Annotated in this window: 12 protein-coding genes and 1 riboswitch; of the genes, 6 read left to right on the top strand and 6 right to left on the bottom strand. The window is 34.0% G+C overall.

Features of this window, described 5'->3' with window-relative positions:
* Positions 1 to 3: 3 nt before the first annotated feature.
* A complete protein-coding gene (gene thiS / locus AC1RNE_RS00460) occupies positions 4 to 207 on the bottom strand; it encodes a sulfur carrier protein ThiS (protein WP_492799098.1) in 204 nt (67 codons plus the stop codon).
* A 247-nt stretch (positions 208 to 454) separates the two neighbouring features.
* Positions 455 to 552, bottom strand: a riboswitch (TPP riboswitch).
* Positions 553 to 847: 295 nt separating this feature from the next.
* On the opposite strand from thiS, the gene AC1RNE_RS00455 reads away from it, so the two are divergent.
* The 3 genes from AC1RNE_RS00455 (at position 848) to AC1RNE_RS00445 (ending at position 4,088) form a co-directional block, all read left to right on the top strand.
* A complete protein-coding gene (locus tag AC1RNE_RS00455) occupies positions 848 to 1,720 on the top strand; it encodes an AraC family transcriptional regulator (RefSeq protein WP_492799097.1) in 873 nt (290 codons plus the stop codon).
* A 207-nt stretch (positions 1,721 to 1,927) separates the two neighbouring features.
* Positions 1,928 to 2,779, top strand: coding sequence for a pirin family protein (locus tag AC1RNE_RS00450; RefSeq protein WP_492799096.1), 852 nt, complete (start codon positions 1,928 to 1,930; stop codon positions 2,777 to 2,779).
* 115 nt (positions 2,780 to 2,894) lie between these two features.
* Positions 2,895 to 4,088 (top strand): hypothetical protein, encoded by a 1,194-nt coding sequence (locus AC1RNE_RS00445; protein WP_492799095.1) that lies wholly within the window; start codon positions 2,895 to 2,897, stop codon positions 4,086 to 4,088.
* Positions 4,089 to 4,405: 317 nt separating this feature from the next.
* Here the strand turns inward: AC1RNE_RS00445 and AC1RNE_RS00440 are convergent, their stop codons facing one another.
* On the bottom strand, positions 4,406 to 5,857 hold the full coding sequence (locus AC1RNE_RS00440) for a DUF4369 domain-containing protein (RefSeq protein ID WP_492799094.1): 1,452 nt from the start codon (positions 5,855 to 5,857) through the stop codon (positions 4,406 to 4,408).
* A gap of 209 nt (positions 5,858 to 6,066) precedes the next feature.
* Between AC1RNE_RS00440 and AC1RNE_RS00435 the strand changes: the two genes are divergently transcribed.
* Positions 6,067 to 6,849 (top strand): YdcF family protein, encoded by a 783-nt coding sequence (locus AC1RNE_RS00435; protein WP_492799093.1) that lies wholly within the window; start codon positions 6,067 to 6,069, stop codon positions 6,847 to 6,849.
* On the opposite strand, the gene bla is transcribed toward AC1RNE_RS00435, so the two are convergent.
* Entirely contained in the window at positions 6,846 to 7,601 is a 756-nt protein-coding gene (gene bla, locus AC1RNE_RS00430) for a subclass B1 metallo-beta-lactamase (protein ID WP_492799092.1), read from the bottom strand. The genes AC1RNE_RS00435 and bla overlap by 4 nt on opposite strands.
* Before the next feature lie 182 nt (positions 7,602 to 7,783).
* On the bottom strand, positions 7,784 to 8,758 hold the full coding sequence (gene pfkA / locus AC1RNE_RS00425; RefSeq protein WP_492799091.1) for a 6-phosphofructokinase: 975 nt from the start codon (positions 8,756 to 8,758) through the stop codon (positions 7,784 to 7,786).
* Between the two features lie 356 nt (positions 8,759 to 9,114).
* Between pfkA and AC1RNE_RS00420 the strand changes: the two genes are divergently transcribed.
* On the top strand, positions 9,115 to 10,671 hold the full coding sequence (locus tag AC1RNE_RS00420; RefSeq protein WP_492799090.1) for a DUF5723 family protein: 1,557 nt from the start codon (positions 9,115 to 9,117) through the stop codon (positions 10,669 to 10,671).
* 5 nt (positions 10,672 to 10,676) lie between these two features.
* Here AC1RNE_RS00420 and radC read toward each other — a convergent pair whose 3' ends face one another.
* Positions 10,677 to 11,378 (bottom strand): RadC family protein, encoded by a 702-nt coding sequence (gene radC / locus AC1RNE_RS00415; protein ID WP_492799089.1) that lies wholly within the window; start codon positions 11,376 to 11,378, stop codon positions 10,677 to 10,679.
* Positions 11,379 to 11,579: 201 nt separating this feature from the next.
* A complete protein-coding gene (gene rpsT / locus AC1RNE_RS00410; RefSeq protein WP_309919933.1) occupies positions 11,580 to 11,834 on the bottom strand; it encodes a 30S ribosomal protein S20 in 255 nt (84 codons plus the stop codon).
* A gap of 143 nt (positions 11,835 to 11,977) precedes the next feature.
* Between rpsT and AC1RNE_RS00405 the strand changes: the two genes are divergently transcribed.
* On the top strand, positions 11,978 to 13,003 hold the full coding sequence (locus tag AC1RNE_RS00405) for a zinc dependent phospholipase C family protein (protein WP_492799088.1): 1,026 nt from the start codon (positions 11,978 to 11,980) through the stop codon (positions 13,001 to 13,003).
* Positions 13,004 to 13,059 lie beyond the last annotated feature (56 nt).

Genomic DNA, 13,059 nt, shown 5'->3' with positions numbered 1-13,059 from the left:
TTTTCAACCGCCTTGAGTAGCCCGAATCAGCATCAATTGGTCATTACTTTTAAGTTTGATGCTTCCCCATTTATCACGAGGAATTACTTCTTCGTTAATAGCAATAGCCAAGCCCCGCATTTCGATAATGCCTTGCTGATTGAGCACCTCGATTAAAGGAGGGTTTTCAGGAAATTCAAAGATTTGGTCGTTAATAAAGACAGTCATTCCATGTATTTATTTAAAATAAAAACAAATGGACTTTAGCGAAAACCAAGGAGAAATTAAAGCGTGTATGAGTGAGCTTCGGGAGTAAATCTTTATAGCGTTAGTTGTACACCTAATCATCCACAAAAAATTATAACCCATCAAAAAATCAGAATGAAAAAATCAATCTATCGTTTTTTAAGCTAACCAAGAAAAGCAGTGAAATTTTGAAAACGATGCTTGAATCTGTACACCGAATCTGAAAAGAAAATTCTGCCTTACTTTTTCCTACGCAGCAATTACGCCGTTCAGGTTTTGAGGGTATAATCTCAGCCCGTTATATTTAAGGCACCCCTAAAGTTTGAGACAAATGTAAAGTATAAAAATTGAATTTGTAAAATTTTATTTTGTTTTTTTTCAAATCTATCTAAAGCATGACTTATTTAAGGAGGACAATTTTTATAATACAAATTCCACTTTCTAGGTTTTGCATAACCCTCATATTTTCCTAAAAACAAAGGGAAAACCCTTAATTATTCTACATTTCCGCAAAATTTGTTGCATTTTCCGCAAAAAATTGCAAATTTACAGGATAACCATCATCTATGCTTATAATACTTTAATTGCAAAAGCTATTGATTTTTCAACCCATATTATCCAAATGTCTAAAATTTATCGTGAAATCACCCCGCTTACTTCTAATGACTGTTTTATGGTTTTTGCCAGAACAAAAAGTAAGTTTGACTTCCCTTTACATTACCATGAAGAATTTGAGCTAAACTTTATCGAAAATGCAGATGGTGCAAAAAGAGTAGTTGGCGATAATATCGAAATAATTTCAAGTTATGAATTAGTTTTGGTGGGTTCCAACGTACCCCATGGCTGGTTTTCACATGAATCTATTTCTGAAAATATTAATGAAATTACCATTCAATTTCACCGAGATTTATTTGATGAAAAATTCTTAAAAAGGAATCAAATGAGCTTTATACGTTCTATGCTAGAACGTTCAGCAAGAGGCATTTCTTTTTCTCAGGAAACGATACAAGCAATTAAACCTCGTCTGATAGGTCTTGCTCAAACCAATGGTTTTTGTTCAGTCATGGAATTGATGTCTATCCTACACGACTTGTCAGTTTCCAGAAACATGAAAACGCTAACGACCCTGACTTTTGCCAATGAAAATGCCACTTATGATAGTCGTAGAATTGAAAAAGCTTTTGTTTATATGAGGAATAATTATGACAAAGAAATTTCATTGGAAGATATTGCTAAGATTGTCAACATGACGGTTGTGAGCTTTAGCAGATTCATTAAAAAGCGAACTGGTAAAACCTTTATTGATAGCTTAAATGATATTCGGTTAGGACACGCTTCACGCTTGCTTATCGATACCCGACAGTCTATTGCAGAAGTTTCCTTTAAATGTGGCTACAATAATCTTTCTTATTTTAATAGAATTTTCAAGAAAAAACATGGATGTACACCCAAAGAGTTCAGAGAAAACTATTCTGGGACTAGGACATTCGTCTAACACCCTCAGTTCCTTTGTATTAAAATGCCAACAAGGGAACTGAGCAGCTAAAATCTATTAACAAGTTTTAACACTTCTCTTCTTATCATTTCCTTCCTGTCTTAATTTTATTAAAAAAAGCATAACTCTTTTAATTAATATCACGTTAATTGAAAAGTGAAGCTATTTTCTAAGCATTAATTTCCCCAATACCAAAAAAGATTTTCCATGAGAAGCATTAAAAAAATTCATCAAGCAGCATATCGTCCTATTGCCGATTTAATTACTTACTCGCCTTTGCCTACTAGCACTTTAGCACAAGTAGACCCATTTATTTTCTTGAATCATCATGGGTTTCAACAGTATCCTGCTAATAACAGAGGTTTACCGTTTGGTCCACATCCACACAGAGGGATGGAGACAGTAACATTTATCCTCGCTGGGGATATAATGCACAAAGATTCAAGTGGTCATGAAAGTATCATCAATAGCGGAGGCGTACAATGGATGACGGCTGGTAGTGGCTTAATTCACGCAGAAGTATCCTCAGAGGCATTCAAGAAACAAGGTGGCGATTTAGAAATTTTGCAGTTATGGTTAAACTTACCCGCTAAATTAAAAATGACTAGCCCTTTCTATTTAGGCTTGCAAGAAGACGAAATTCCGACAATACGGTTGGATGATGACAAAGTAATCGTAAAATTAATTTCGGGTAAATGGGGAGAAAATAAAGGTGCTTTTGAATCAAAAACAGATGTTTTTTTAAGCACTATTACTTTCAAAGTATCTGCTGAATTAACTATCAATATTGCCAAAGAAAGAAACATATTCTTTTACTTAATAAAAGGTGCGCTTACAGTAAATGGACAACCAATTAAAGCGAGACAATTGGTAGAATTCATGAATGATGAGACAGGTGTTCAAATCGTAGCTGACACCGATTCAGTATTATTACTTGGTCATGCCGTTCCTTTTAATGAACCGATGGTTGCCCAAGGTCCATTTGTCATGAATACCGAAGAGGAAATCTATCAAGCCTATACAGATTACCAACAAGGGAAGTTTGGTACTTGGCAATAGAAAATAGAATAAATACTCCTTTATTAAACAATTATTTCTTAAAATTATATAATTTTACTTTAATACCTTTTATTAAAATCTTTGTTAAACTTCATAAACGCCCCAATATTTTACCTTGAAAAGAACATTACCAAGCTTGATTAAAGCCCTAGAAAAACATCGATCTATTGGAAAACCATTGAAAGCCATCGTAGGCTTCGATGCTTACATTGATTCTATTCAAAAAATTGTGAATAACAAAGAAGACAATCAAACCCATTATTTTGAAACAATTAGTGATGTAGCAGCGCAATTGGCTTCTCTTTCGGGGAAAGATACCAAAGTAAATCTTAGGCAATTAGAAATGAGAATGAATGGTAATGCTCCTATTCTTGCCAATTCATTAGGGGCATTGGGCGCCAAGAATATTTGTATTGCTACAATGGGCTATCCAGATATTAACAATGTATTTGAAGAAATGCATCCCAATTGTGAATTAGTTTCTATCGCTTCTCCTGCCAAAACTACTATCTTGGAATTTAATGATGGTAAATTAATTTTTTCAGAAGAAAGTACTTATGAACAACTCACGTGGTCGTATGTTGCAGCAGTGGCAGGTGTAGAGAACCTAAGCAGGTGGATTTACGAAAGCTCATTATTAGCTTTTGTCAACTGGGCGAATATCAAATATTGTACTGATATTTGGAAAGGGTTTCTAGAGGACATCGTTGTGAATTTGTCACCAGAGGCCACTAGACAATCACCAAAGTACTTTTCTAGAAACAAAATTCAAGAAGAAGAAGATGCATTCGGTATGCGTCATAAAAATTTCTTCTTTGATCTTTCAGATATTAGCAAACGAACAAAAGAAGAAATCCTTGAAATTCTTGATGTAATTGGAAGTTATGCGCAATATGGCAAAGTAAGTTTAGGCATTAACGAAAGCGAAGCCAAATATATTTATGGTTTGAAAAAAGATAATCCTGACGCAGAATTACCTGATATTTTAAAGAATATTATTAGTACTTATCATATTCAACAGATTTTTGTTCATACTCCCGAAGAGGCATTGATGGTTTATAAAAATCATGTTTACGAAGTGAGAGGTAAAAGTTTTTTTCAAAAGCGTATCTCCACTGGTGGTAGAGATAATTTTAATGCAGGAGCTTGTCTAGGGTTAATGCTTGATTTATTACCAGAACAAACCATTGCATTAGCAGTAGGCAATTATGAAGCCTATATTAGTAATGGAGTAAGTTTGGAATTCAGTGAATTAATTGATTATTTAAAAGATTGGGAAAAAGAACGACATCATGAAATTTTGGTGTAAGTAATAAACATGAGTCATCCCGAATTTTTCTTAAAATAGGGAGTTTAACAAAATAGCCTCATAGAGGCGATATATCGATAGCCGCATTTGCGGTAAAATGTAAAACAAAATTCTCCTCCAAGCCCCATTGGGGCGAAATATTTTGCCCCGATGGGGCTTGGAGGAGTTAATACGATGCTTCTTCTACCGCAACGACGGCCGCCGATATAGTGTTCCTAACGGAACTATAATCTATATCCATAAATCAAGAAAGCGGTCAAAAAACTAATTTTGACCGCTTTCTTGTGATTTTAAAATTCGGGATAACTCATGTTTGTTTATCTGATATTTTTAGATGCCTTTTGTTTTCTGGTAAAATCAATAAAATCTTCTACTTGTTCTACAGGTAAGCGTTTGGCAATAATCTTTTTGTCTTTATCCAATACATAAATTACTGGCGTAGCGTATACATCAAAATTATTTTTAAAATCAGTATAATATTCTTCTTTTCCTGTTTGAGCATTTTTATGAATATCGATGCCATTAATAATTTCTTCTAGCTTAAATTCTTTGATAAATCCTTTCCATTTCGAAGGTGTTCTGTCGATTGAAGCCGCTATTACTTTTACATTTTTAGTTTTTAAAGTTTGATAGGCTTTTTTCAATTTCGGAGCAGACTCGCGACAATGGCTACATTCAGGGTCATAAATAAACAAAACAGTATAATCAGCCGCTATTCGTGGAATCTCAATTTCTCTGCCCAACGTATCTGTAAGGTACATATCTGGCAATTTTTTACCAATTAAAAGTGGTTTCAAAATAGCCACTCTTTCTTTCATTCTTCTTACCGTAGAGGTATCCCATAATGATGGTTCTCCGATATAATATTTCTCTGCCATGTGTACAAATGCGCCATCTGTTCCTAAGATTTTTGGGTTTTCATACTGACTAGAGATTTTATAAATAGTATATCTTCTTACATCTCTAGAAGTAGCTCTTGCCAATACAAAATCAGCTTCTTTAGCGATAGAGTCAGATACTTGAACAGTTAAATCGTCAAAATAGCGTTCCAATTTCTTTTGTAAAAATGGTGTACGCATCATTCTATCATCCGCTAAATCAACATTATCCCAAAAATGAGCTTTATAATGTTGAAATTGATACTGATACATCGCAGCCGTATCTGCTTTAGTTTGAAGAGGTTTCGGATATGTTGGGATTTCTGGCTCTTGTGATGATTTAATTAATTTCCCAGCAAATAAATTTTCGTTGGCTTTTAACCAGTCTTTTTGAAACTGGGTCGTAGCAGTTTGCACTTTCTTAATTTTAGCCTCTACTGCTGGCGTTTTTCCTTTTTTACTTTCAGCTTCCAAGGCTTTCATCTCATCAAATCGGTCTGACATTTCTTGTTGAAACTTAAAGAAGGCTTCATTTTCTTTAGACCCCGTTATTTTCATTTTACGGATTAGGTTAACCGTATCTGTTTCAAATGCAAACTCTTGGTTACCAATGATGATATCGAAATACTTACCCTTGGGTAAGGAAACCAAATATAGTCCTTCAGGCAATTTTTTGTCTCCCTTAAAAAGGAAATTGCCTTCTGAATCAACTTTGGCAGTATCTTTTATTACTTGTTGATTATAACCAAAATAATGTGCTAAAAAAACAGTGGTATCTTTAATGCCTTTAATTTTTCCTTTGATAGAAAAACTTTCACTTGTCTGGGCTAAAAGCTGATTAGAAAAACCAGTAATACTTAGTAGGAGTAAAATTTGAAATATTCTTTTCATTAGTTTAACTGTTGTTGCTATGTTTTAAATTGTAAGAGCCTGAAGAATGTTATTTTTTCCCAAAGTTACGCTAGTAAAGCATTAAGAAAAAGTATTTAGTAGTTTTGTAAACGATTCTTAGTTAATTTCATTATTAGCCCTATTTCTCCTTAGTTTACTAAAGTTTATTAACGATTTTTATTCTTAAACAGACATACCTTTCTTTCAATATGTTTTACTTTCTTTCTAAAGTACTTTTTTACGTACTAATGCCTCTTTCTCTGACCATCTTTGTATTAGTTTGGGCAATATTCACCAAGAACCCTCAACGCAAAAAGCAATTATTAATCTGTACGTTAGTCATGATTTTTGTATTTGGCAATGATTTTATCGTCAACGAAGGTTTTATGCTTTGGGAGACTCCTGCTACTTCTCCTGAAACTATTGTTGAGCCTTATGATGTCGGTATTATTCTAACTGGCGGAATGATTAGCAATAAAGAAGGAACTACTCAGCAAATTTTTGTCGATAAAACGGCTGATAGATTTATCCAACCTCTACGGCTATATAAACAAGGCAAAATAAAGAAAATACTTATCACAGGTGGCAATACTGATTTGACAATTATCAGAACTGATTTTTCGGATGAAAACCTGAAAACCGCACAATTATTAGAAGAGTTAGGTGTAAAGAAAACAGACCTTATCTTAGAAACCAAAGCTAGAAATACCCGTGAAAATGCTACTTATACTGCTGAAATACTTCGTAAAAAGCCTGAACTTGGCAAAAAATATCTATTATTTACCTCAGCTTTTCACATGAGACGCTCGTTAGACTGTTTTGAAAAAGCAGGATTGACAGTTACACCTTTTAGTACAGCCTTCAAGTCAAAAGCAAGGGTGTTTACTTTTAGTAGTCTGATTGTACCCAGCGAAGGTGCTTATTATGAAGGCTATCATTTAATCCATGAGATATTAGGATATTGTGTTTATAGGGTTTTAGGGTATTGCTAAGGGTTGAATAATTTAATGGTATAATCAAGTAATTTTTTGTTGCCATATTCTCCATGTCCAGGAACAACAGTTTTTACATTAGGATATTGTTTTTTAACTTTTTCAACTGTACTAGACCATTGAGCAACATTGGCATCGCCTAAATAGCCTTTACCTGCCTCTAATTCTTTAATTAAACAGCCACCAAACATAATATTATCGCTTGCAAAATAACCAACTACGTTATCTTTTGTATGTCCTTCTCCAAAAAACTTTGTAACAATATGCTCCTTGCCAACTTTTAAAATAAGAGAATCCTTAAAGCTATTTTTGGGAAGAACATAATTATTTTCTTTGGCCAATTCAATTGTTTTGAAATAGGCATACGAAGGAATATCATTATCATCAAATGCTTTTAAACCACCCAGACAATCGTCGTGGAAATGAGTTGGAATAATTGCGTTCATTTTACAATGAAGCGTTCCTTTTATCCATTTAATTAACTCCTCTGCACTTTTATCGTTAGTTGGCGTGTCGAAAACAACTGTTTCATTATTATTTCTAACGATAAGCCCATTACAAGGAACATAGCCAAAATCATTCGTTTGTTTAAATGAGGTATGTTCAAAAGAATTCTTAGCAATTTGAGTGATAATTAAATCCTTGGATTTGTAAACCACTTTAGCTTTGAATACGTCTTTTTTTTGAGCAGTCCCTTTAAAGTTTGTGATAGAGATTATGATGATTAATAGGGTTTTGATAAAAGATCTCATTTTTCTGTTTTGTATTTTCAAGATTGCGACAAATAAAAAAACTATGATTATTCATTAGCCAAATTTATAAGAGGTTAAATACATTAACAAATTTTATTTGGTTTATAGGATTAGGTTGTTAATTGAAAAACAAAAAGGGTTTTGACAAAAATGCCAAAACCCTTTTTAATGCTAAGTCAACACTACTTACTCAAAATCCCAGCAAGTCTTAATAAATCTGTATTGATAACTTTCTTCATTGTAATAGTATCATGGAAAGGTGTGTAAACCAATTGATCGTTTACGATACCTGCCATTTCATTTTTATGACCTGCTAAAAGTCCTTCCAAGGCACCCAACCCTAAACGGCTAGCTAATATTCTATCAGCAGCACTTGGGCTTCCTCCTCTTTGAATGTGTCCTAAGTTGGTTACACGAATATCAACAGGAATATCAATCGTTTTCTTGATGCGGTCTGCAATAACAGCAGCATTACCTTCTTCATCGCCTTCTGCTACAATGACGATTGAAGATGTTTTTTTCTTATTAAAGCCTGCTTTCAATGTTTCAACTACATCCTCTACAGTTTGCCTTTCTTCTGGAATCAAGATTGATTCCGCTCCACCCGAAATACCAGACTGAATAGCGATATAACCAGAGTCACGTCCCATCACTTCAATAAAAAATACTCTATCGTGCGAATCAGCAGTATCTCTGATTTTATCAATTGCATCTAAAGCAGTATTTACTGCTGTATCATATCCTACTGTAAAATCTGTTCCGAAAAGGTCATTATCAATTGTTCCTGGTACGCCAACTGTTGGAATTTGGAATTCATTATAAAAAATTTCAGCGCCTGTGAAAGTCCCGTTTCCGCCAATAGCGACTAGCCCTTCAATACCGTGTGATTTCAACTGTTCGTACGCTTTTTTTCTTCCTTCGGGAGTCATAAAATCTTTACTTCTCGCAGATTTCAAAATCGTTCCACCACGCTGAATAATATTACTTACAGATTGAGAATTAAGTGGAATAATATCTCCCTTAATCATTCCGTTATATCCACGAATTATTCCGAAAATTTCGACTCCATGATGTAGCCCTCCCCTAACGACTGCTCTAATCGAAGCGTTCATACCTGGTGCATCACCTCCTGAAGTAAATACTGCAATTCTTTTCATGTTGGTAAAGATTGTATTTTAGTAAAGTTGGTTAATAGTAGTTATTTAGTTTACAGAAATAACAAATATCATTATTTCCGTAAGCAAAACCTCACAAATTTATCGTTTAAAAGTGATGTTTCTAAGATTTTTTCAAAAAATTACAGTTTAATAAAACATAAATAGTAAATTATGTAAATATTCTAATATTAAATTGAACTGTTTGTCTTTTAACGCCAAATCAAAATATTTTTGCACTAAAATCTGTGTAGCTAATAAGTAATTTGTATTAGCGGTATATTTGCAAAATTATTTAACCATTAATTTATTACCGCTACCGTTTTTGTAGTAATAGCCAAGTAGACAAAACCACTAAAATGCTTAGATCAAAACTTTCTTTTTTAATATGTTTATTTTCTTCTTTCGGAGTGGTGGCACAACAATGGTTAGGTATTTCTGGAAGTAATTATGCTGGTACTAATTCCGTTTATACTAATCCTGCCAATGTAGTTGACTCTAGGTATAAAGTATATATTAACTTAGCAAGTAATGATTTATTTTTAACAAATAACTTCACCAATTGGGGGGCTCCCTATTCTGTCTTACAACTATTCAGTAATACTGTTCCAACTGAATATAGAAATCCTGCTAACAACAACATTCTTTTTAAGGACGAATATTTAGCGCCTAATCAAAATAGTGGACTTAAACACCTACATACCATTGATGATTTCAGAGGACCTTCTGCTTTAATCAACTTGAATAACAGACAATCTGTTGCTGTTTTGACACGCGTCCGAACAGGCATTAATTTTACAGGCATGGAAAGCCAATTTTCTGAATTAATCCGTACAAATATTAAAAACGAAGATATCCAAAACCAATTGGTTAATCTAAACGGTACTACTTTCAACGCCAATAGCTTTGTTGAATTTGGGCTTAGCTTTGGACAAGTATTACTGAGCGAAGACGAAGACTTTGTCAAAGTTGGTCTTACGGTTAAGCGATTAGTGGGCTTGTATTCTGCCCACATGATGATAGACAAAGCTAATTATGACATTATATCCGACCCAACCAACCGTACCGAACGTTTATTAAGGATTAATAGTCTTGTGGCTCAATATGGTTATACCAAAAATGAAGCTTTTGAAAATGCAAAAATCAGTCCCGGATGGATTTTGGGAAATCAATCTGCTGGTAGTGGTTGGGGCTTAGATATTGGTATTGTGTATGAGTTTCGTCCTGATTTACGTAAATTCACCTATCGTGAAAAAGGTGTGTTGAAATTAGATCCTAGTAAAAACAAATACCAGTTTCGAGTAGGCGTTTCATTATTGGATATTGGCGGACTTAAATATTCCAATCCTAATTATGTAAGAAACTGGGATATAAACACTACTAATAAAGTTTTTAACTCAAAAGATTATAAAAAAGTACAAGGACTTGACGATGGCATTGACCGTATTAATGCTTCTTTAAACCTCAATGAAGAGCAAGCACAGTCATTATTTCACACTAGTTTGCCCACAGCTTTCAGTGTAAATTTTGATTATCACTACAAAAACAATATTTATATCAATAGCGTTTGGACGCACGCTTTAAGAAGCGATAATTCTATTGGTACAAAATCTCCGTCGTTATTAGCTGTAACCCCTAGGTGGGAAACTAAATGGGCGGAAGTGGCTATGCCTTTTGCATTGTTAGATAATTACAGCACCTTTTCATTTGGCTTGTCTGCTCGTATAGGTCCCGTTTTTGTGGGTACTGACAATCTTGGAAGTATGCTAAATATCGGCACACCTCGTGGGCTAGATTTATACTTTGGTGCTAACATTCCTATTTTCAGAAAACCTCCTACTGTTCCTAATGCTTGTTTTTATGAAAAAGGTAATCGTAAAAGTTTAATAGAAACAATAATGTTCTGGAAAAAGTAGATTCGTTACAACATCCCTTCGTCGGCAAAACTAAAGTATTTTTTATCGGTAAAAATCAGGTGGTCTAATACTGGTATGTCTAGATGCTGTCCTCCTGCTCTTAATTTCTGTGTAAGGTCTTTATCTACCTGACTAGGACTTAAATTACCCGAAGGATGATTGTGCGATAGAATAATGCCACTCGCTAAATGTTCTAAGGCTACTTTAAAAATCATTTTAGGGTCTGCAATAGTGCCAGATACGCCACCAATGCTTACTCTTTCACATTTTATTACATCATTGGCACGGTTGAGTAAGATAACCCAAAACTCTTCATGTTGTAAATCTGTCAGGTAGGGTTTTAATACTTCATAAGCATCAGCCGAACACTTAATCCTTGGGCGTTCTGTTTTCTCTGTATTTTTCTTTCTCCTCCCTAGTTCTAAGGCACTTACTATCGTAATGGCTTTTGCTTCGCCAATTCCTTTAAACTTCGCTAAATCTTTTACAGAGAGCCTCGCTAGTTGATTTAAATCATTGTTTACACTCTGGAGTATTACTTTGGCAATATCAATGGCTGTCATGTTCTGAATGCCTGTAGCAATTAAAATACCCAACAATTCAGCGTCTGATAAGGCAGCTTTGCCTTTGATAAGTAGTTTTTCACGAGGTCTATCTTCTTCTGCCCAAGATTTGATATTGAGATGGGTATTCTCGTAGGACTTCATAGGTGTTAAGTTTTATAGCGTTAATATAGTGTATGTATTTTATTATTTTTTTGGCAAAACCAACTATTATCGTATTTCAGTAGAAACAATCTTTTATAAAGATTAATTTAAAACTAAAATATTTTATTGCAAAATTTTAGACATAAAAAAAGACCCATCTTTTCAGAAAGGTCATTTTTTTATGAATATTTCAAAGCTATATTAAGCTATTTTATTCACTAACTTTGCTAACTTAGATTTCAAGTTAGAAGCTTTGTTCTTGTGAATAATGTTCTTCTTAGCTAATTTGTCAAGAGCAGAAGAAACTTTTTGATAAAGATCAGTAGCAACTACTTTATCGTGTGTCAAGCGCAATTTCTTCACCATTGTACGTGTAGTTTTGTGCTGATAACGATTACGTAATCTTTTTGCTTCGTTTGCTCTGATTCTTTTTAAAGATGATTTGTGATTTGCCATGTTTATTTCCCGAATAATATTGGTTTTCTGATTTTCTATTATTGAGGTGCAAAGGTACATCTTTTTTAAGATAATACAAGTGCATATTTACAAAAACTTTCAAATTAGCTAGAATTAGCTTTTTATACCTAAAGTATATCGCCATGAGAAAAATGTTTTTACTCCTATTTTTATGTTTATTTTTCAACATTTCAGCTTCATTTGCTTTTAAAAGTGGAGGCTATGCTAACCCAAAACCTTACCTGAATGCTCATAAAGCTATAAAGTGGGGATTTTTTGCACATCAACGCATTAATCAGTTAGCTATCTTTACTTTACCACCCGAGATGATTTCTTTCTACAAAACAAACTTATATTATATTGTAGAACATTCGGTCGCTCCCGACCGTCGGAGGTATGCTGTACAGGATGAAGCGCCAAAACACTACATTGATTTAGATAGCTATGGTGATAGTGCCATTTACAAACTCCCACATTACTGGAATGACGCTGTTGAAAAGTTTTCAGAAGATAGTTTATTCAAACATGGTATCGTTCCTTGGCATATTCAGTTCATGAAGTTTCAACTGACGAAGGCATTTGAAGAAAAAAATGCTCAAAAGATTCTTAAAGTCTCTGCTGAAATTGGTCATTATATCGCTGATGCCAATGTGCCACTTCATACTTCGTCTAATTATAACGGACAAAAAACTAATCAAGTCGGTATTCATGGTTTTTGGGAATCTCGATTACCAGAATTATTTGCTAATAACTACGATTTTTTAGTAGGCTCGGCTACTTATGAAAAATCTATCAGTAAACGAACATGGGAAGCCGTCAGCAATGCAAATGCTTGTTTAGATTCCGTTTTTGCCTTTGAAAAACACTTAAACGCCTCCACTAATACGAGTAAAAAATATAATATCGAAGAGCACAACGGGCAAAATGTCAAGAAGTATGCGAAAGACTATTCAAGAAAATACCATGAAGCGTTGAGTGGACAAGTAGAAAGGCAAATGAGAAGGTCTATCAAAATGACTGGTGATTTTTGGTACACTGCTTGGATAGATGCTGGTCAGCCAGATTTAAGCAACATACAGTTTGTACCATCTGCTAAAGAAAAACAAGCCGATGAAAAAGAACAACAAACATGGCTTCAAAAACTTTTTAAAGTAAGAGATGAGAATTGATTCCTTTGAAAATGAAGGGTTAATAAGTATTAAAACGATTTTCATCTGTAATTTTG

It is taken from the genome of Arcicella sp. GW822-FHT02H01, assembly GCF_058802005.1.
Note: the sequence above shows the minus strand (reverse complement) of the source record. Positions and strands in the feature narration are given on the sequence as shown.

Excerpts from the sequence above, each read along its gene's own strand:
- AC1RNE_RS00420 (WP_492799090.1), top strand. The coding sequence starts at position 9,115 with ATGCTTAGATCAAAACTTTCTTTTTTAATATGTTTATTTTCTTCTTTC.
- AC1RNE_RS00450 (WP_492799096.1), top strand. The coding sequence starts at position 1,928 with ATGAGAAGCATTAAAAAAATTCATCAAGCAGCATATCGTCCTATTGCC.
- radC (WP_492799089.1), bottom strand. The coding sequence starts at position 11,378 with ATGAAGTCCTACGAGAATACCCATCTCAATATCAAATCTTGGGCAGAA.
- thiS (WP_492799098.1), bottom strand. The coding sequence starts at position 207 with ATGACTGTCTTTATTAACGACCAAATCTTTGAATTTCCTGAAAACCCT.
- AC1RNE_RS00440 (WP_492799094.1), bottom strand. The coding sequence starts at position 5,857 with ATGAAAAGAATATTTCAAATTTTACTCCTACTAAGTATTACTGGTTTT.
- pfkA (WP_492799091.1), bottom strand. The coding sequence starts at position 8,758 with ATGAAAAGAATTGCAGTATTTACTTCAGGAGGTGATGCACCAGGTATG.
- AC1RNE_RS00455 (WP_492799097.1), top strand. The coding sequence starts at position 848 with ATGTCTAAAATTTATCGTGAAATCACCCCGCTTACTTCTAATGACTGT.
- rpsT (WP_309919933.1), bottom strand. The coding sequence starts at position 11,834 with ATGGCAAATCACAAATCATCTTTAAAAAGAATCAGAGCAAACGAAGCA.
- bla (WP_492799092.1), bottom strand. The coding sequence starts at position 7,601 with ATGAGATCTTTTATCAAAACCCTATTAATCATCATAATCTCTATCACA.
- AC1RNE_RS00435 (WP_492799093.1), top strand. The coding sequence starts at position 6,067 with ATGTTTTACTTTCTTTCTAAAGTACTTTTTTACGTACTAATGCCTCTT.
- AC1RNE_RS00405 (WP_492799088.1), top strand. The coding sequence starts at position 11,978 with ATGAGAAAAATGTTTTTACTCCTATTTTTATGTTTATTTTTCAACATT.